This window comes from Pseudomonas cannabina (assembly GCF_900100365.1).
Taxonomy (GTDB): Bacteria; Pseudomonadota; Gammaproteobacteria; order Pseudomonadales; family Pseudomonadaceae; genus Aquipseudomonas; species Aquipseudomonas cannabina.
In genome coordinates this window covers 2,116,420-2,135,271 of the sequence record NZ_FNKU01000001.1, presented here as the reverse complement: position 1 = coordinate 2,135,271, position 18,852 = coordinate 2,116,420, and the positions used below count along the sequence as shown (strand labels likewise).

Below are 18,852 nucleotides of genomic sequence, written 5' to 3'. Positions count from 1 at the left end.
CGCGATCAGCCTATTTCCAGCTCGACAGCACGAAGCGCGGCAGCTCGTCCGGGTACGGCTTGAAGTTCAGGTCCGAGACGTAGGCGTAGTTCATCGAGTAGTTGAACAACGGTGCCCAGTACGCCTGCTCGCTGATGCGCTGCAAGGCCTTGCGGTAGTTGTCCTTGCGCACTTGCGGGTCCAGCGCGTTGTCGGCGGTCTGCAGCCAGCCCTGGACCTGCGGGTCTTTGATGTTGTCGTCGGGGTTGCCCTTGAACCAGGTGCCGGCCGAGGCCGAGGTGTCGAGGATCGAGAACGAGCCCCAGGCCTGGAACGACATCGGCACCTTGCCGCCACGCTGCTGGTCACGCAGGGCCGCGTATTTCAGGTAACGCAGCTTGGCGTTGATGCCCACGGCGCGCAGGTTGCCGATGATCGCTTCCACGTAGTCCCGGTCCCGATAAGCGAAGATTTCGGTCTCGAAGCCGTTCGGGTAACCGGCTTCGGCAAGCAGCGCTTTGGCCTTGGCCGGGTCGTAGTTGTAGACCGTGGCGGCCGTGGTGTCACAGCCGAACTGGCCGGGGTAGCAGGCGACCTGTAACGGCTTGCTCTCGCCGCCGACCAGTTGCGAGGCAAGGCCGTCGCGGTTGATCGCGTAATTGATCGCCTGACGCACTTTCAGGTGTTTCATCGGCGAATCGGCGCTGGAGGTGCCGCGCGCGTCGAGAATCAGAAAGCCGATGCGCATGGTCGCGCCGCTGGTGACCACCAGGTTGGGCATGGCCTTGAGGTTTTCCGCCTGATCGGGGGCTACGCGCCAGGTCCAGTCGATGCCGCCAGTCATCAGCTCGGCCAGGCGCGTTTCGGCGTCGGCGATGACCCGGAAGTTGATATGACCAATCTTCGGCTGGCCCTGCGGGCTGTCCTTGAAGTAGTCGGGGTTCTTGTCCATCTTCACGCCTTCGCCGGTGGCGATGGCCGTGACCTTATAAGGCCCGGTGCCAATCGGCTTACGGCTGAACCCGGCGATTCCGAACTGTTCGAAATACTTTTTCGGAAACATCGGTACGGCGTTGGACAGGTATTCCAGCGCAGGCGGGAAAGGCTTTTTCAGGTGCAGGCGGACGCTGTAGTCACCGAGCTTTTCGGCGCTCTTGATCCAGTCGACGTTCTGTACCGTGACCACTTTGGCGTCGGGCGACACGACGTAATTAAGGGTGAACACCACGTCATCGGCGGTGAACGGGTCGCCATTGTGAAACTTCACGCCCTCGCGCAGCTGGAAATCGATAGTGGTGTCGTCGACCTGTTTCCAGCGGGTGGCCAGCATGGGTTCATAGTGGCCGTTGTCAGGGTTGCGATAGACCAGATTGTCCCAGATCAGGCGACCGAGAATCACGCCTTCGCGCAAGTCGTTGTGATAGGGGCTGATGTTTTCCGGCTCACTGTCGGAGGCGTAGACCAGCGTGTCGTCGGCCTTGCCTGCCAGGGCGGAAAAACTGCTGAACAGGCTCAATAGCGCGATGCTGCGAGCGAAACCCTTGATGCCCATGCCGTCGTCTCCCTAAGGCAAAGTGGATATATCAAAGGGCAGTGGGGCGCAAATGCGAAAAGGGAATGACTAGCGAGGCTCTGGTTTTTTTCTGATCAGAACTTTTTGCTGATCGGGTAGCGGGCCTCGACACGACTCTAGGCAAAGCGTATCAATGCCACAAGCACAATATTTCGAACCTTTCATTGCTGAAAAGGCAACGCAGGAGCATCGATGCAACTTTACGGCGTGCAATCCACGGCTTTGCGCTATTTCCTCGAAGTGGCACGTTGCGGATCGATCAGCGAGGCGTCGATCCGCCTCAATGTGGCGTCGTCGGCGGTCAGTCGGCAGATCAGCAAGCTGGAACGCGAGCTGGATGCGCTGCTGTTCGAGCGCCAGGCGCGGGGCATGATGCTCAGCGAAGCGGGCATTCGTCTGGCGGCCTATGCGCGCAAATCCCAGCTGGAGGCCGAGCAGGTGGTGCTGGAAATCACCGAATTGCAAGGCTTGCAGCGCGGCCATGTGCGCATCGCCTGCTCGGAGGGTTTCGCGCTGGATTTCCTGCCGCAGTGCATCGCGCGGTTCCGGCAGGTGTATCAGGGCATTCATTTCTCGATGGAGGTCTGCGCCCCGGCCCAAGCCACCGAACGGGTGCGCTCGGGCGATGCCGACCTGTGCCTGACGTTCAGCCTGACGCCGCAGAACGAAATCAAGGTCGAGCACATTCACAGCGGCGCCATCTGCGCGGTGGTCAGCCACAATCACCCGCTGGCGTCGCGCAAAGAGGTCACCCTGGCCGAGTTGCAGCCTTACGCCATCGCGCTGACCAACACCGACACGACGTTGCGCCAGTTGTTCGACATCTGCTGCGGCGTGCAGGGCCTGATGTTCGACCCGGTGCTGACCAGCAACTACATCGGTTCGCTACTCAGATTCGTCAGCGAGGAGGGCGGGATCAGCCTGTCCAGCGAAATGACCCTGGACAAGCGCGTGCACGAAAAGCAGCTCAAATCCCTGCCGATCAGCGATGAAGGCATGAAAGCGCGGCGTATCGAGCTGCAAAGCATGGCGGGGCGCAACCTGCCGGCAGCGGTCGCGGCGTTCCGGGATTTTCTGATCGACGAGCTGGCAAAGACCTGAAGTGTCTCTCACGTAAACGGGCAGGCAACAACGCCCTGCATGTAGGCTTGATGATGTTGGCGACTATGATGTTATAGTGTAACGAATTAGCGGTTGCGCGCTCTGCGTTGTCATGCCGCCAACATTACGCTTCGCCCCCTGCGGCGAAGTTTGCCAGCGAGACGACCGACACCATGAACAGCCCCCTCCCAGACGTTGCCCTGACGGAAGTGTCCTCGGCCCTGATCGCACTCGACTGGGTCGGCATGCAAGGCGTCGAAGTGCCGCTGATGCTGGGCGAGCCGGGTGCTACACATCCAGTGCATGCCTACGCGGACCTGCAGGTCGACCTGGCCGATCCGAGCGTCAAGGGCATTCACATGTCGCGGCTCTACCGACTGCTTGACGGTTTTGCCGAGCATCAATTACTCACGCCCGACTCCTTGTCTGCGCTGCTGGAGGCGATGGTCGAGAGCCACGCCGATTGCCACTCCAGCGGCGCACGCATCACGCTGACCTTCAATCTGTTGTGCCGTCGTCCGGCGCTGATCACCGAAGGGCTGAGCGGCTGGAAGTCCTATCCGGTCAGGCTTGAGGCCATCTGGCGGGCAGGGCGTTTGTGTCTCGACGTCTCTGCCGACATCACCTATTCGTCCACTTGCCCGTGCTCGGCGGCGCTGTCTCGACAACTGCTGGAAGAGGCATTTGCCGCACGCTTTGGCCGGCAGTCGTTTGTCGACCGGATGCAGGTCGCGGCCTGGCTGCGGGAAAACGCTTCGTACGCCACACCGCACAGCCAGCGCAGTGTGGCAACGGTGCGCGTGCGGGCGGCCGAGCAGGCCAGCGAACTGGGCCTGATGGCGCTGATCGATGCCGTCGAGCAGGCGCTGGGTACGCCGGTGCAGACCGCCGTCAAGCGCGCCGACGAGCAGGCTTTCGCCCGGCTCAATGGCCAGAACCTGATGTACGTCGAAGATGCTGCACGCAAGATCCAGCAGGCGCTTGAGGGCCACTACGCAGCCTCCAGCGTCAGTGTGCGTCACTTCGAAAGCCTGCATCCCCACGATGCAGCCGCGCAGACCTCCAACTACCTGTCCTGAGGCTTCCTACCGTGATCCGTAAAAATCCGTCTGGCCATTTGCCGGTTATCGCCGAGTCTGCCTACATCGACAACACCGCGATCATCTGCGGCAAGGTGATCATCAAGGACAACGTGTTCGTCGGCCCGTACGCGGTGATCCGCGCCGACGAAGTCGATGCCAGTGGCGACATGGAGCCGATTGTCATCGGTGCCAATTCCAACATCCAGGACGGCGTGGTCATTCATTCCAAATCCGGGGCTGCGGTGACCATTGGCGAGTTCACCTCGATTGCCCACCGCTCCATCGTGCACGGACCTTGCATGGTCGGTGATCACGTGTTCATCGGCTTCAACAGTGTGGTGTTCAACTGCCAGGTCGGCAACGACAGCGTGGTGCGCCACAACTCGGTGGTCGACGGGCGTGATTTGCCGGAGAATTTCTACGTGCCGTCCACCACCCGGATAGGGCCCACTACCGATCTCTCGCAATTTCCGCCGGTGAGCATTTCGGCGTCGGAGTTTTCCGAAGACGTGGCGCACACCAACATCGACCTGGTGCGCGGCTACAAGGCCTTGCAGAACGAGTTTTGAAGCAGCTTAGCGGCAAGTTACAAGCTAAAAGCTTGAGGCTTGCCGCTCCAAACAATCGGCAACCCCCAACAATGGACCTGAATCTTTCATGACAACAGCTGTTCAACCCACCCGGGCGCCGGCCTCCCGGCTTCGCTCGATTGATGCTCTGCGCGGGCTGATTATCCTTTTCATGTTGCTGGACCATGTGCGGGAAACGTTCTTTCTGCACCGGCAGGTGCTGGACCCCATGGACATCACGGCCACTGAGCCGGCGCTGTTCTTCAGCCGCACGCTGGCGCATTTGTGTGCGCCGCTGTTCGTGCTGTTGACCGGGCTTTCGGCGTATCTGTATGGCGAGAAGTACCAGGGTAAAAGCGACGTTTCGGCGTTCCTGCTCAAGCGCGGGCTGTTTCTGATCGCGCTGGAATTCACCCTGGTGAGCTTCGCCTGGACCTTCGAGTTCCCGCCAACCGTCATCTACCTGCAGGTGATCTGGGCTATCGGCCTGAGCATGGTGGCGCTGTCGCTGATGGTGTACCTGCCGCGCTGGGCGCTGGTGGTCATCGGTGTAGTGATCATTGCCGGGCACAACCTGCTGGACTCACTGCATTTCGGCGTCGAGTCGGCCATGCACATTCCGTGGGCGATTCTGCATGATCGTGGCTGGATCGAGGTGTCCGATAACCTGCGCTTCCGCACGTCCTACCCGTTGTTGCCGTGGATCGGCATCATCGCGCTGGGCTACGCGGCCGGGCCTTGGTTTGTGGCGGGTTTTGACGCGGCAAAGCGTCGGAAAAATCTGTGGGCCTGCGGGCTGGGTGCGCTGCTGGGCTTCCTGGTGCTGCGCATGATCAATGGCTATGGCGAAAAGCCGTGGAGCGTTGGCGAGACGACCATGCAAACGGTCATGAGCTTTTTCAACATCACCAAGTACCCGCCATCGCTGCTGTTCATCAGCCTGACGCTGGGCATCGGCATGCTGATCCTGATCGCATTCGAGCGCAGTCAAGAGAAAAGCTGGTTGCGGCCGCTGGTGGTACTCGGTTCAGCACCGATGTTTTTCTACTTGCTGCATCTGTACGTGCTGAAGATTCTGTACCTGATCGCGCTGGCTATCTGGGGTGCGAATCAGGGCAAATACTTCGGCTTCGACCACATGTGGGGCGTCTGGTTGACGTCGGTCATATTGGCCGTGGTGCTGTTTCCGGCCGTGCGCTGGTTCTCCGCACTCAAGGCGCGTCGCCGGGATATCAGCTGGCTGAAGTATTTGTAACTGCTGCACAGGCGGCATGCTGAAAGGTGTGCCGCCTCCCGCCTGAGTTCAATCCCCCTGCGCACCGTAGTTCATGATCGACAGCAGCTTGATCGGCACTTGCACCAGTTGCTCGGGGCCGTGCGGGATGTCGCCGTCGAAGGTCAGGCTGTCACCGGCCTGCATCGGGTACAGCTGATTGCCGTGCCGGTAAATCAGCTCGCCTTCCAGCAAGTGCAGAAACTCGGTGCCGGGGTGCGAGAAGGTCGGAAACTCCTCGCTGGCATCGTCCATCGTCACCATGTATGCCTCGAAACTCTTCTTCGGCCCACGGGTGTGGTTGAGCAGGTGATAGGTGTGGCCTTTCTCGGTGCCGCGCCGGACCACCTCCAGCCCTTCATCGGCCTTGACCAGCAGCGCGCTGCTGCCTTGCTGGTCGTACTGGCTGAACAGCTTTGACATGGGCATGCCCAGCACGTCGCACAGGCGGCTGAGGTTGTCGAGGCTGGTGGACACCTGCGCGTTCTCGATCTTGCTCAACATGCCCTGACTGATCCCGGCGATACGCGCGACATCGGCCAGTTTCAGCTCCTGCGCCTGGCGCTGGCGCTTGATCTGAATGCCCAGGTACTGCTCGAGCTTCAATTTGGGATGGGGTTCGTTCGGCATATTCATCGACTGTGCACGGTTTCCGTTCAATAATTTTTATTTCGCACTGGGAATGTGCGTTCTATCTCTGCAAGCGTAGCTGGCGTTACGGATTATTCCCTGAAGGAAACAAGCTTCCCACAAAAATAACCCATGCAGGCAGCGGGATTGCGCTAGCTGCGCATTTCGAAGTGGCTGGGATCGTGGATTGGCAAGCGCTTTGCATTCCTAATGGGAAGGTAACTTTCCTGTTCGGAATATAACTCGGCAGGCGGTGAAACCGCGGTTCCTCCCTGAAACGTTTTGCCCATGCCAGGAGACAAGCTCATGTTGCCACCCGAAACACAGCGTCTGATCGAACAGCACGGCATCAAGTACGTGCTGGCTCAGTTCGTAGATATTCATGGCTCGTCGAAGACCAAATCGGTCCCTGTGTCCGGCCTGGAGATGGTTGCCGAAGACGGTGCCGGTTTTGCCGGGTTCGCCATTTGTGGCATGGGCATGGAACCTCATGGCCCTGATTTCATGGCCAAGGGCGATCTGGCTTCGCTGACCCCGGTGCCGTGGCAGCCGGGCTATGGGCGGGTGGTGTGCATCGGCCATGTGGAGGGCAAACCCTGGCCCTATGACAGCCGTTATGTATTGCAAAAGCAGGTCGAACGCCTCAGCCAGCGAGGCTGGACCCTGAACACTGGGCTGGAGCCCGAGTTCAGCCTGTTCAAGCGCGATGCTGTCGGCAGCCTGCAAATGGTCGACGCCAGCGATACCCTCGACAAACCGTGCTACGACTACAAAGGCCTGTCGCGCTCGCGGGAATTCCTCGAGCGCCTGACTGAAGCCTTGCAGCCAGTGGGTTTCGACATCTATCAGATCGATCACGAAGACGCCAACGGCCAGTTCGAGATCAATTACACCTACAGCGACGCCATGGAATCGGCGGACCGCTTCACGTTCTTCCGCATGGCTGCCGGCGAGATCGCCAATGACATGGGCATGATCTGCTCGTTCATGCCCATGCCAGACCCCAAGCGTGCCGGCAATGGCATGCACTTTCACCTGTCGATTGCCAGCGCCAGCAACAAGAATCTGTTCCACGACGCCAGCGACCCGAGCGGCATGGGCCTGTCGAAAATGGCCTATCACTTCGCGGCCGGACTGCTGGCCCACGGCCCTGCGCTGTGTGCCTTCGCCGCGCCCACGGTCAATTCCTACAAACGCCTGGTGGTCGGCAATTCGCTGTCCGGCGCGACATGGGCACCGGCCTTCATTGCCTTTGGCGCGAACAATCGCTCGGCGATGGTTCGTGTGCCGTATGGCCGCCTGGAATTCCGTCTGCCGGACGCCGGCTGCAATCCGTATCTGGTCAGAGCCGCAATCATCGCCGCGGGGCTGGACGGCATCGACCGACAGCTGGAAATCGATCACGTCTGCAACGAGAACCTTTACAAACTGAGTCTGGAAGAAATCGCCGCACGGGGCATCAAGACCCTGCCGCAATCGCTCAAGGAAGCCTGCGATGCGCTGGAAGCCGACCCGTTGTTCGCCGAAGTGCTGGGTGATGAAATTGTCAGCGAGTTTATCCGCCTCAAACGCATGGAATGGGTGGAATACAGCCGCCACGTGAGCGACTGGGAAGTGAAGCGCTATATCGAATTCTTTTAGTGGAGCAGCTGCAAGTTTTCAAGCTGCAAGCAGAAGCTGGATTGCGGCGTACTTAAATTTTTCTGTCTATGCGGTTGGTTTTTTAGCTTGCGGCTTGCAGCTTGAAACTTGCCGCTCCGAAAGGTGAGGCTTATGTGCGGAATCGTTGGTTTGTACCTGAAAAACCCGGCGCTGGAGTCGCAGCTCGGCAAGCTGTTCGAGCCGATGCTTGAGGCCATGACGGACCGTGGACCAGACAGTGCCGGGTTTGCGATTTATGGCGATGAAGTGGCGGATGGCTGGGTCAAGCTGACCTTGCAGGCCACTACTGAACCGTATGATTTCAAGGCGCTGATAGCGGCGCTGGAAGGCAAGTTGAATGCACCGCTGGACTGGTTTCAGAATGCCAGCGCCGTGGTGCTGAAGATTCAGGCAGACGAAGCTCCGGTGCGCGCTGCGCTGGCCGAACTGGCACCGAGCGTGCGCATCATGAGCGCCGGGCAGAGCATCGAGATTCTCAAGGGCATGGGCCTGCCGAGGGAGATTTCCACCCGCTTCGGCCTCGCGTCGATGAAGGGCAGCCACATTATTGGCCACACCCGCATGGCTACTGAAAGCGCGGTGACCATGGAAGGCAGTCACCCGTTTTCCACCGGCTCCGACCTGTGCCTGGTACACAACGGCTCGCTGTCCAATCATTTTCGCCTGCGCCAGAACCTGCGCCGCGAAGGCATTCATTTCGAAACCGACAACGACACCGAAGTGGCCGCAGGTTATCTGGCCTGGCGTCTGCAACAGGGCGACAGCCTCAAACAGGCGCTCGACAAGTCGCTGGAAGACCTTGATGGCTTCTTCACCTTTGCCATCGGCACACGCAACGGTTTTGCGGTGATTCGCGACCCGATTGCCTGCAAGCCGGCCATTCTTGCCGAAACTGACGATTACGTCGCCATGGCCTCGGAATATCAGGCGCTGTCCAGCCTGCCGGGGATCGAAAACGCCAAAGTCTGGGAGCCGGTTCCGGCCACCATGTACATCTGGGAGCGCGAACCCGCGCAGGGAGCACGTCCATGAAAACTGTCGATCTTTCCAGCGCCAGCGTGCGCGATCTCAATCAGGCGCTGCACGATCAGGTCAAGGACCTGCAGGATCGCGAGTGGCTGGTGACCCATCCCGGTGGCGCGCATAACCTGGCGGTCGGCGTCAACGAAGCCATCTCCATTGATATCCAGGGCCACGCGGGCTACTACTGCGCGGGCATGAACCAGAAAGCCTCGATCACCGTGCACGGCAACGTCGGCGTCGGCTGCGCGGAAAACATGATGTCCGGCGCAGTGCGGGTCAAAGGCAGCGCGTCGCAGGCCGCAGGTGCCACGGCACATGGCGGTTTGCTGGTGATCGAGGGCGATGCCGGTGCCCGCTGCGGGATTTCCATGAAGGGTATCGACATCGTGGTCGGCGGCAGTATCGGCCACATGAGCTGCTTCATGGGCCAGGCTGGTCGGCTTGTCGTCTGCGGCGATGCAGGCGATGCGCTGGGCGACTCGCTGTACGAAACGCGGATCTACGTCAAAGGCAAGGTTGAATCGCTGGGCTCCGATTGTATCGCCAAGGAGATGCGCGACGAGCATCTGCACGAGTTGCAGGAATTGCTCAATCGCGTAGGCTTCAATGAGAACGCTGCAGATTTCAAGCGCTACGGCTCGGCCCGTCAGCTGTACAACTTCAAAGTCGATAACGCCTCCGCGTACTGATCCAGGAGCACTACCATGAGCGACCCTACAAGCAACAAACCAGCTCCAGTCCTGCGCGAGTCGGCCACCTTCGATCGCCTGACCATTCAGGAAATCCAGCGCGCTGCGGAAACCGGTATCTACGACATTCGTGGCGGCGGCACCAAACGTAAACTGCCGCATTTCGACGACCTGCTGCTGCTCGGTGCCAGCGTGTCGCGCTACCCGCTGGAAGGTTATCGCGAGAAGTGCGGGACTGACGTGGTGCTCGGTAATCGCTTTGCCAAAAAGCCTCTGCACCTGAAAATCCCGGTGACCATCGCGGGTATGAGCTTCGGTGCCTTGTCGGCCAACGCCAAAGAAGCGCTGGGCCGGGGTGCGACCATCGCGGGCACCAGCACCACCACGGGTGACGGCGGCATGACCCCGGAAGAGCGCGGCCAGTCACATCATCTGGTCTATCAGTACCTGCCGTCGCGTTACGGCATGAACCCGGATGATCTGCGCAAGGCCGATGCCATCGAAATTGTCCTGGGGCAGGGCGCCAAACCCGGTGGCGGCGGCATGTTGCTGGGCATGAAAGTCACCGAGCGCGTGGCTGGCATGCGCACCTTGCCGGTCGGCGTCGATCAGCGTTCGGCGTGCCGTCACCCGGACTGGACCGGCCCTGATGACCTGGCGATCAAAATTGCCGAGATTCGTGAGATCACCGACTGGGAAAAACCGATCTACGTGAAGATCGGTGCCAGCCGTCCTTACTACGACGTCAAGCTGGCGGTGAAAGCCGGTGCAGACGTGATCGTGCTCGACGGCATGCAGGGCGGTACGGCGGCGACTCAGGAAGTCTTCATCGAACACGTCGGCATCCCGATTCTGCCCGCCATCCCGCAAGCCGTTCAAGCGCTGCAAGAGATGGGCATGCACCGCAAAGTGCAACTGATCGTCTCCGGCGGGATCCGCAACGGTGCCGACGTCGCCAAAGCTATGGCACTGGGCGCGGATGCGGTGGCGATCGGTACAGCGGCGCTCATCGCGCTGGGCGACAACCATCCACGCCTGGACGAAGAACTGAAAAAAATCGGCTCGGCTGCCGGTTTCTACGACGACTGGCAGAACGGCCGTGACCCGGCCGGCATCACCACCCAGGACCCGGAACTGTCCAAACGTCTCGACCCGGTCGAAGGCGGGCGACGCTTGGCCAACTACCTGCGCGTACTGGTCCTCGAAGCCCAGACCATGGCCCGTGCCTGCGGCAAATCACACCTGCACAACCTCGACCCGGAAGACCTCGTGGCGCTGACCGTCGAATCCGCCGCGATGGCGCGCGTGCCACTGGCCGGAACGTCGTGGATACCGGGTTCGGGTTCTGGGTATTGATCGTCATGTGAATTGGCACGTATTTGCTTTGGATGTGCTTTTTATCGCGATGGCACTGACGATGCCGATTGCGACGTAAGTGACGGCTGAGTCCTGGCGCTGATCCGGGGGGAACTCGGCAAGGATGCCGAGTTAGCTGCACCGGGCCAAGGATGGCCCGTTGCAGCGACCCCCGGATCAGTGTCAGGGCGAAGGAACCCGACGAAGTCGGGCCGGAAACGGAGCTGGGACTTTGCCTACTTTGGTCCCTCAAAGTAGAGCGCCGTAAGGGCGCAAAGGTGACCTGAGTCAGAAACAAGCATTACTGACATCGCAGAACCGCCGTGTGACGCGGAGCGTCACGAACTGCATGCCGACGCGGAGCGCCGGCACGATAGTCCGGGGCGAAAAGGTGACTTGAGCCGTAACCATACATGCGCCGATGTTGTGCCTTACCCGTAGCCGCTGCAACCAAACCGCTTTGGATGTGCTTTTTTACCACGATGGCACTGACGACGCAGATTGCGACGTAAGTGACGGCTGAGCCCTGGCGCTGATCCGGGGGGAACTCGGCAAGGATGCCGAGTTAGCTGCACCGGGCCAAGGATGGCCCGTTGCAGCGACCCCCGGATCAGTGTCAGGGCGAAGGAACCCGACGAAGTCGGGCCGGAAACGGAGCTGGGACTTTGCCTACTTTGGTCCTCAAAGTAGGGCGCCGTAAGGGCGCAAAGGTGACCTGAGTCAGAAACAAGCATTACTGACATCGCAGAACCGCCGTGTGACGCGGAGCGTCACGAACTGCATGCCGACGCGGAGCGCCGGCACGATAGTCCGGGGCGAAAAGGTGACTTGAGCCGTAACCGAACATCACTGACATCGCAGAACCGCTGTGTGACGCAGGGCATCACTTCATAGCGTGGGAACGATAAACAGGCCATCCTGGTTGTGCCTGATACACCCTATGCACCGGTTTTACTAACGGTTCCCGGCAGATCGTGGACAAGTCCACTCCCACGGCCTTTGGCCAGAATCAAAAGCATACTTGTGTATGACGATGATTGCAGAGCGTGGGAACGAGAACGTCTGTGGTTTCAGCCCCGTGTAACACCGTTCGCACAACGACACACCAACCCTCAAGAGGCCAAAGAGCCCCGCTTACTGCACAACCTTCCTTGCTGCCAGACACTTTCCATTCATTCGCGGGAGCTTTGAACATGGTCAATCGTCTAAACGGCACATTCCTACTGGCTTTACTGAGCCTCAGCGCCATCTCACCATGGGCGCAGGCGGCGGAAACCCCTGTCCTGAACACCGGCAGCACCGTATGGATGATCACCGCCGCAGTGCTGGTGCTGTTCATGTGCCTTCCGGGGCTGGCACTGTTCTACGGCGGGCTGGTAAGAGCCAAAAACATGCTCTCGCTGTTCACCCAATGCTTCGGCATCGCCGGGGTGGTCGGCGTGCTGTGGGTCATTTACGGCTACAGCATGGTGGTCGACACCAGCAACATGGTCGAAGGGCAGGTAACGTTCAACAGCTTCGTCGGTGGCCTGAGTCGCGCATTTCTGGCCGGCATGACCCCCGACAGCCTGGTCGGCGATATCCCGGAAGGCGTGTTCGTGACCTTCCAGATGACCTTCGCCATCATCACACCTGCGCTGATCGCCGGGGCCTTTGCCGAGCGCATGAAATTCTCTGCTGCGCTGCTGTTCATGGCGCTGTGGTTCACGCTGGTGTACGCGCCGGTGGCGCACATGGTCTGGGGCGGGGCGGGCGCACTGATGCACAATTGGGGCGTACTGGACTTTGCCGGTGGCACGGCCGTGCACATCAACGCCGGTGTTGCGGCACTGGCCGCGTGTCTGGTGCTGGGCAAGCGAAAGGGTTACCAGAACACTCCGATGCCTGCGCATAACCTGAGCCTGACCATGGCGGGTGCAGCGATGCTCTGGGTCGGTTGGTTCGGCTTCAACATCGGTTCTGGCGGTGGTTTGAGCGGCACCTCAGGCATCATCATGCTCAATACCCAGGTCGGGGCCTGCGCCGGGATTCTTGGCTGGATGTTCACCGAATGGTTCAAGGTCGGCAAACCGAGCGCACTGGGCCTGGCCAGTGGTGCGCTGGCCGGTCTGGTCGGCATCACGCCAGCCTGTGCCTACGTCGGCGTGGGCGGCGCGCTGGCCATTGGCGTGCTGTGCGGCGTGTTCTGCTACCTGAGCGTGACCGTCCTGAAAAAACGCCTGGGCTACGACGACAGCCTCGACGTCTTCGGCCTGCACGGCATCGGCGGCATGATCGGCGCGGTGCTCACCGGCGTCTTCTGCGTGCCCGCACTTGGCGGCCTGGTGCCGGACGTGACCATGGGCGCGCAAGTCATTGCACAGATCAAAGGCGTACTGTTCACCACCGTGTACTGCTTCGCGGTCAGCTGGATCATCCTCAAAGTGGTCAACGCACTGATTGGTCTGCGGGCGCACGAGTCAGTAGAAGAAATGGGCCTGGACCTGGCCGAACATAATGAGCGGGCTTATAACCATTGAGATGACGGTCGCGCCGCTTTGCGTCATTAATCTTCGATGCGACATAACGTCATGCCTTACCCGTAGCCCCTGCAAAAGAAACGTCTTTTTACCGCGATATTACTGACGACGCAGATTGCGACGTAAGTGACGGCTGAGTCCTGACACTGATCCGGGGGATGCGAGGCAGGACGCCGAGCAAGCCGCACCGGGCCATGGATGGCCCGTTGCGGCGGCCCCCGGATCAGTGTCAGGACGAAGGAACCCGACGAAGTCGGGCCGGAAACGGAGCTGGGACTTTGCCTACTTTGGTCCCTCAAAGTAGGGCGCCGTAAGGGCGCAAAGGTGACCTGAGTCAGAAACAGACATCACTGACATCGCAGAACCGCTGTGTGACGCGGAGCGTCACGAACACAAAGAGGACGCAAAGCGTTCAGAAAGGCATGCCGACGCGGAGCATCGGCACGATAGTTCAACCTCAATCCAGCTGACAAAGAAAACAGGACTTGCGCGTACTGACATCAAACAATCTGAACACTCAACGAAACGCCGGCACCACGTGCTTGATAAACAACTCAAGCGACTTCTTTTTCTCCGCGTGCGGCAGGCTGTTGTCGCACCAGAAACTGAACTCGTCGACCCCCAGCTCCTGGTAATAACGGATACGTGGAATGATCTCTTCCGGGGTACCGATCATCGTGTTCTTGCGGATATTCTCCAGCTCGAACTCTGGACGATCCTTGAACTTCTCCTCCGGGCTCGGCGCCAGAAAGCCGTTCACCGGCGTCTGCTTATTGCCAAACCATGCGTCAAACGTGCGGTAGAACTTCGCGATGGCGCTGGCACCGACTTTCCAGCCCTCAGGATTGTCCGCTGCATGCACATGCGTGTGGCGCAGTACCATCAATTGCGGGCGAGGCACGTCAGGGTTATTGGCCAGCGCGGCTTCGAACTTGTTCTTCAGATCGACGACTTCCTCGTCGCCCTTCATCAAAGGCGTGACCATCACATTACAGCCGTTCTGCACCGCGAAGTTATGCGAATCCGGGTCGCGTGCGGCGATCCACATCGGCGGAGTGCTGATCGGTTTGGGCACGCAGGTCGACGTGGGGAATTTCCAGATATCGCCATCATGCGCATAGTCACCCTGCCACAAGGCACGCACCACCGGCACCATCTCGCGCAGCGCCTTGCCGCCTTCAGAGGCCGGCATGCCGCCTGCCATCCGGTCGAACTCCACCTGATAGGCACCGCGTGCCAGACCGACCTCCATGCGCCCGTTGCTGATCACATCCAGCAGTGCGCATTCGCCGGCCACCCGCAGCGGGTGCCAGAACGGCGCAATGATAGTGCCTGCGCCCAGATGAATGCGGGTGGTTCTGGCAGCCAGATAAGCCAGCAGCGGCATCGGGCTAGGCGAGATGGTGTATTCCATCGCGTGGTGTTCGCCGATCCAGACCGTGCTGAAACCGCCTTGCTCGGCCATCAGGGTCAGTTCGGTCAGGCCTTCGAAAAGATGGCGATGACTGACGCTTTCATCCCAACGCTCCATGTGCACGAACAATGAAAACTTCATGACACTTACCTCGTTCAAATCGTGGCGCTTGCGCAGGCTGAACCGGCGTGCGGGTTTTATCTGTCTGATGGTATACCGTAATATTCATGGCGCAAGTCTTTTTTGCAGGCGGCCGCAAAGGACGCAACGGGTAATGGCCAGTCACGAAAAAGCGCCCGGTGCGGGCGCTTTCTGGAGGAGGGGTCAGGTAGCGGTGGCAGGTCAGCTGCAGGCTTCGGAACCGATGTAGTCATCGGTGGAATCTTGAATGATCGGCGCCATGCCTCGGACCGCATGGGCTTGTTCCATGATCTCCAGCGTTGAACCGGTGCCGACCAGATTCACCGTGTGTTTTTCACAGTTATAGAGGCGCTTGGAATAGATCACACCGAGCAGACCTTCCCGACGGGTCACCACCACCCGCAAGTCTGCGCTGCCGCTTTTTTCCAGCAAGGCGTGCTGGGCGGCAGGGTCCAGCGGAACCGTAATGGTTTTCCCTTCGGCGTGTGCCGCCAGGGTGGGAATCCACAAGGCCAAAAGACAGGCATTAAGCTTCATCGGTGCTCCTGCGGATGAATGCAGATATATTGGATCCGAATCTACTCCAGTCACGTACTTCTGAATAGCCACTATGGGCAGCCTTTCGTCGGCCTGTTTTCCGTACTGACTGTTGCCCCGGCAACAGCGGCTCGACAGCTTGCCAGCGTGCAGACAGTTGACGAGATGAGCAGGCTTTCTAACTGATTGATAGTGCTGATTTTATCCGGCTGGCACGGTTGCTGCTCTATCGAGAATGCAAACCCGTTCGATTCCTGCGCTCGGGAATTCCGTCGTCAGAGGAGTACTGATATGAGTCAGCCGTCCATCAAATTTGCGTACTGGGTGCCGAACGTCAGCGGTGGACTGGTCGTCAGCAAGATCGAACAGCGCACCAGCTGGACGATCGATTACAACCGCAAGCTGGCGCAGATTGCCGAACAGTCCGGATTCGAATACGCACTGACGCAGATCCGCTTCACGGCGGGCTACGGTGCTGAATATCAGCATGAATCGGTAGCGTTCAGCCACGCCTTGCTCGCCGCAACCGAAAAGCTCAAGGTCATTGCCGCGATTCTGCCGGGACCGTGGACGCCGTCCGTCGCGGCCAAGCAGTTGGCAACCATCGATCAGCTCACCGCTGGGCGCGTGGCGGTCAACATCGTCAGTGGCTGGTTCAAGGGCGAGTTCCAGGCCATTGGCGAGCCCTGGCTGGAGCACGACGAGCGATATCGCCGCTCGGAAGAGTTCATTCGCGCCCTCAAGGGCATCTGGACCACCGATAACTTCACGTTCAAGGGCGATTTCTATCGTTTTCACGATTACACCCTCAAACCCAAACCGATTCAGCGCCCGCATCCGGAAATCTTTCAGGGCGGCAGTTCGCGAGCTGCGCGCGACATGGCGGCACGAGTCTCGGACTGGTACTTCACCAATGGCAATACCGTCGAAGGCATCAAGGCGCAGGTCGACGACATCCGCGCCAAGGCCGCTGCCAATGGCCATTCGGTAAAAGTGGGTGTCAACGCGTTCATCATCGCCCGGGATACCGAGGAAGAGGCGCGCGCCGTGCTGGCCGAGATCATCGACAAGGCCGACCCGGAAGCGGTCAACGCGTTCGGTGATGCAGCAAAACAGGCCGGCAAAGCCAGCCCGGAAGGCGAGGGTAACTGGGCCAAATCGACTTTTCAGGATCTCGTGCAATACAACGACGGTTTCAAGACCAACTTGATCGGTACGCCACGGCAGATTGCCGAGCGCATCGTCGAGCTGAAGTCAGTCGGCGTCGATCTGGTGCTGTCTGCGTTCCTGCATTTTCAGGAAGAGGTCGCTTATTTCGGCGAGCGGGTGTTGCCGCTGGTCCGTGAGCTGGAAAGCGGCGCCCAACGCAAACCCGCTGCCGCTGTCGCCTGACCCTCCATAAAACCTCCCCAACCCCTGCCTTGATCGCCGTGAGCACTTGTTGCTCACGGCCCGATTCAGAAAATCAGCTGCCGCGGTGATCCAGAGTGCCTCTGCGCGCGTACGTTGAGCCCCGAACAAGCAACTGTCATTCATAAGTGGCATTGTAATGCCACTATCTGGCGTGCATTCTTCCATACCGCTGGGTGCTCGACATTCAGGCAAGGCCGTGTGCCCTGCCGAAAGCGACAGTGGATGGCAAAAAGGGTTGTCGAGGGTCCCTGAGCAATCGGGTCCGGTTTTCAGAAAACCAGAGACACTGGTTCTCAATTGTTGTGGAGGAAGGTTTTGAAACGCGACCTTCGGCTTGCGTCATGGCTGATCTTCGTAGTGTGCGCCTGCGTGGTGATGCTGATGGTCTGGCAGGCATGGACCGCGCGCCGTAACACGCTGGAGAATATTCAGACCAGCACAGTGAATCTGGCTGCGGCGCTGAGCACTTACACCGACGGTATCTTTAAGCAGAGCGAGTTGATGCTGATCGGCCTGACCGAGCGTGTCGAAAAGGACGGCGTCGGGCCTGAGCAGATCGAGCGGCTCAGGTGGGTCATTGCCCGCGAAATGGGCGCGTTACCGCAGATCGATACGGTCACACTGTTTAACGCGGACGGCATTTCGATCTTTTCGACCAATCCCAAAGCCGTGGGGGTCAACAGCGCCGGGCGTGAGTTTTTCAAACATCACCCCGAAGACCCCAGCCGGGCGACGTATATTGGCCCGACGATTCGCAGTCGCGTCTCCGGTGAGTGGGTGATCTCGGTCAGTCGGCGTCTGAATAATCCCGACTCGAGTTTTGCCGGGATCATGGTCGCGACCATAGGTATCAACCATCTGTTGAAGTTCTACTCGGGCATTCAGGTCGGAGATACCGGTGTCATCAGTCTGACCACACCGGCGGGGCACCTGCGCGTAAGGTATCCCCACCTAGAGGCAGAAATCGGTCGTGATCTGTCATCGACGCCAGTGTTTACCACTCGGCGTAACGAGTCGTCCGGCACCGCGCATTTTGTCTCCAGAATTGATGGTGTAGCGCGTTTCTATGCGTTCAAGCGTAGCGAAGTGTACCCAATCGTGACCGTTGTTGCGGTCGGACAGAAGGAAACCATGCTGGCCTGGCTGGGTCAGACCCGTCAGTCGCTGGTGGTCATGCTGTTGCTGCTGGGCCTGGTGGTCGGGCTGGGCGTCCGGCTGATCAGGCACATCCACAGCCGCATACGCGCCGAGGACCAGTTGCTGGATTCTCAGGCAGCGCTCATCCAGCTTAACCAGCATCTGGAATTGATCGCCTCTGAAGACAAGCTCACCGGGCTGGCCAATCGCAGGCGCTTCGATCAGTTTCTCGATGTGGAATTCAAGCGTGCCCGGCGCGAGCGCAGCATGCTGTCGTTGATTCTGATCGATGCCGACCATTTCAAGCGCTACAACGACCATTACGGTCATCTGGCTGGCGACGAATGCCTGGTGGCTCTGGCCCGGCTGGTCGAGCAATGCATTCGCAGGCCGTGTGATGTCGCTGCCCGTTATGGCGGTGAGGAGATGGCGGTGGTACTGCCCGATACTGACGAGTCCAGCGCGCGCCAGGTGGCCGAGAGCATTTTGAAATCCATTCAGAACGAGCGGATAGAGCATCCTGACAGCCCTTACGGGATTGTCACGGTGAGCCTCGGCGTGGCGACCTTTATCGGCACGGATCGACAGCAGGATCAGCGCGGCCTGATCGAACTCGCCGACCGGGCGCTGTATGCCGCCAAGTCTCAAGGCCGCAATAGGGTCAACGTGGCGTCAGAAACCGCCATTGGTACGCTGCCGGCCTGGACTCAGGTCAAGACCCGGGCTGATCAGGAGTCCGGATTGCCCAAGTGAC

At 59.7% G+C, this 18,852-nt stretch carries 15 protein-coding genes; 11 read left to right on the top strand and 4 right to left on the bottom strand.

The window, feature by feature from the left end; all coding sequences use genetic code 11:
- Window positions 1-10 precede the first annotated feature (10 nt).
- On the bottom strand, window positions 11-1,531 hold the full coding sequence (locus BLT55_RS09915) for an ABC transporter substrate-binding protein (RefSeq protein WP_054998953.1): 1,521 nt from the start codon (window positions 1,529-1,531) through the stop codon (window positions 11-13).
- A 213-nt stretch (window positions 1,532-1,744) separates the two neighbouring features.
- On the opposite strand from BLT55_RS09915, the gene BLT55_RS09910 reads away from it, so the two are divergent.
- The 4 genes from BLT55_RS09910 (at window position 1,745) to BLT55_RS09895 (ending at window position 5,559) form a co-directional block, all read left to right on the top strand.
- The gene (locus BLT55_RS09910) at window positions 1,745-2,653 is read left to right on the top strand and encodes a LysR substrate-binding domain-containing protein (protein WP_007249679.1); all 909 of its coding nucleotides are present in this window, start codon (window positions 1,745-1,747) and stop codon (window positions 2,651-2,653) included.
- A gap of 173 nt (window positions 2,654-2,826) precedes the next feature.
- Window positions 2,827-3,732 (top strand): GTP cyclohydrolase FolE2, encoded by a 906-nt coding sequence (folE2, locus tag BLT55_RS09905; RefSeq protein ID WP_054998952.1) that lies wholly within the window; start codon window positions 2,827-2,829, stop codon window positions 3,730-3,732.
- 11 nt (window positions 3,733-3,743) lie between these two features.
- Window positions 3,744-4,304, top strand: coding sequence for a gamma carbonic anhydrase family protein (locus tag BLT55_RS09900; RefSeq protein ID WP_054998951.1), 561 nt, complete (start codon window positions 3,744-3,746; stop codon window positions 4,302-4,304).
- 88 nt (window positions 4,305-4,392) lie between these two features.
- Window positions 4,393-5,559 carry an acetyltransferase domain-containing protein gene (locus BLT55_RS09895; RefSeq protein WP_054998950.1) on the top strand — a complete coding sequence of 389 codons (1,167 nt, stop codon included), beginning with the start codon at window positions 4,393-4,395 and terminating at the stop codon, window positions 5,557-5,559.
- A gap of 48 nt (window positions 5,560-5,607) precedes the next feature.
- Here BLT55_RS09895 and BLT55_RS09890 read toward each other — a convergent pair whose 3' ends face one another.
- Window positions 5,608-6,213: a helix-turn-helix domain-containing protein gene (locus BLT55_RS09890; protein WP_003381958.1), complete on the bottom strand. Its 606-nt coding sequence runs from the start codon at window positions 6,211-6,213 to the stop codon at window positions 5,608-5,610.
- A gap of 300 nt (window positions 6,214-6,513) precedes the next feature.
- Here BLT55_RS09890 and glnT point away from each other — a divergent pair, with 300 nt between their 5' ends.
- From glnT to BLT55_RS09865, 5 genes are all read left to right on the top strand, one after another.
- Window positions 6,514-7,848, top strand: coding sequence for a type III glutamate--ammonia ligase (gene glnT / locus BLT55_RS09885; protein ID WP_054998949.1), 1,335 nt, complete (start codon window positions 6,514-6,516; stop codon window positions 7,846-7,848).
- 132 nt (window positions 7,849-7,980) lie between these two features.
- Complete coding sequence (locus BLT55_RS09880; RefSeq protein WP_054998948.1) at window positions 7,981-8,901, top strand: class II glutamine amidotransferase; 921 nt, start codon at window positions 7,981-7,983, stop codon at window positions 8,899-8,901.
- Entirely contained in the window at window positions 8,898-9,581 is a 684-nt protein-coding gene (locus BLT55_RS09875) for a GltB/FmdC/FwdC-like GXGXG domain-containing protein (protein WP_054998947.1), read from the top strand. Before BLT55_RS09880 ends, BLT55_RS09875 begins: the two co-directional genes overlap by 4 nt.
- A 15-nt stretch (window positions 9,582-9,596) precedes the next feature.
- Window positions 9,597-10,937 (top strand): FMN-binding glutamate synthase family protein, encoded by a 1,341-nt coding sequence (locus tag BLT55_RS09870; protein ID WP_054998946.1) that lies wholly within the window; start codon window positions 9,597-9,599, stop codon window positions 10,935-10,937.
- 1,193 nt (window positions 10,938-12,130) lie between these two features.
- Window positions 12,131-13,456: an ammonium transporter gene (locus tag BLT55_RS09865; RefSeq protein ID WP_055001657.1), complete on the top strand. Its 1,326-nt coding sequence runs from the start codon at window positions 12,131-12,133 to the stop codon at window positions 13,454-13,456.
- 517 nt (window positions 13,457-13,973) lie between these two features.
- Here the strand turns inward: BLT55_RS09865 and BLT55_RS09855 are convergent.
- A complete protein-coding gene (locus BLT55_RS09855; protein ID WP_055001656.1) occupies window positions 13,974-15,011 on the bottom strand; it encodes an LLM class flavin-dependent oxidoreductase in 1,038 nt (345 codons plus the stop codon).
- Window positions 15,012-15,212: 201 nt separating this feature from the next.
- Window positions 15,213-15,548, bottom strand: a complete 336-nt coding sequence (locus BLT55_RS09850; RefSeq protein WP_055001655.1) for a hypothetical protein — start codon at window positions 15,546-15,548, stop codon at window positions 15,213-15,215.
- Window positions 15,549-15,839: 291 nt separating this feature from the next.
- On the opposite strand from BLT55_RS09850, the gene sfnG reads away from it, so the two are divergent.
- Together sfnG and BLT55_RS09840 are read left to right on the top strand one after the other, a co-directional pair.
- The gene (gene sfnG, locus BLT55_RS09845; protein WP_055001654.1) at window positions 15,840-16,940 is read left to right on the top strand and encodes a dimethylsulfone monooxygenase SfnG; all 1,101 of its coding nucleotides are present in this window, start codon (window positions 15,840-15,842) and stop codon (window positions 16,938-16,940) included.
- 336 nt (window positions 16,941-17,276) lie between these two features.
- Window positions 17,277-18,851, top strand: coding sequence for a sensor domain-containing diguanylate cyclase (locus tag BLT55_RS09840; RefSeq protein ID WP_055001653.1), 1,575 nt, complete (start codon window positions 17,277-17,279; stop codon window positions 18,849-18,851).
- Window position 18,852 lies beyond the last annotated feature (1 nt).

Excerpts from the sequence above, each read along its gene's own strand:
- sfnG (WP_055001654.1), top strand. The coding sequence starts at position 15,840 with ATGAGTCAGCCGTCCATCAAATTTGCGTACTGGGTGCCGAACGTCAGC.
- BLT55_RS09915 (WP_054998953.1), bottom strand. The coding sequence starts at position 1,531 with ATGGGCATCAAGGGTTTCGCTCGCAGCATCGCGCTATTGAGCCTGTTC.
- BLT55_RS09880 (WP_054998948.1), top strand. The coding sequence starts at position 7,981 with ATGTGCGGAATCGTTGGTTTGTACCTGAAAAACCCGGCGCTGGAGTCG.
- BLT55_RS09855 (WP_055001656.1), bottom strand. The coding sequence starts at position 15,011 with ATGAAGTTTTCATTGTTCGTGCACATGGAGCGTTGGGATGAAAGCGTC.
- glnT (WP_054998949.1), top strand. The coding sequence starts at position 6,514 with ATGTTGCCACCCGAAACACAGCGTCTGATCGAACAGCACGGCATCAAG.
- BLT55_RS09865 (WP_055001657.1), top strand. The coding sequence starts at position 12,131 with ATGGTCAATCGTCTAAACGGCACATTCCTACTGGCTTTACTGAGCCTC.
- folE2 (WP_054998952.1), top strand. The coding sequence starts at position 2,827 with ATGAACAGCCCCCTCCCAGACGTTGCCCTGACGGAAGTGTCCTCGGCC.
- BLT55_RS09890 (WP_003381958.1), bottom strand. The coding sequence starts at position 6,213 with ATGAATATGCCGAACGAACCCCATCCCAAATTGAAGCTCGAGCAGTAC.
- BLT55_RS09895 (WP_054998950.1), top strand. The coding sequence starts at position 4,393 with ATGACAACAGCTGTTCAACCCACCCGGGCGCCGGCCTCCCGGCTTCGC.
- BLT55_RS09910 (WP_007249679.1), top strand. The coding sequence starts at position 1,745 with ATGCAACTTTACGGCGTGCAATCCACGGCTTTGCGCTATTTCCTCGAA.
- BLT55_RS09875 (WP_054998947.1), top strand. The coding sequence starts at position 8,898 with ATGAAAACTGTCGATCTTTCCAGCGCCAGCGTGCGCGATCTCAATCAG.
- BLT55_RS09870 (WP_054998946.1), top strand. The coding sequence starts at position 9,597 with ATGAGCGACCCTACAAGCAACAAACCAGCTCCAGTCCTGCGCGAGTCG.
- BLT55_RS09850 (WP_055001655.1), bottom strand. The coding sequence starts at position 15,548 with ATGAAGCTTAATGCCTGTCTTTTGGCCTTGTGGATTCCCACCCTGGCG.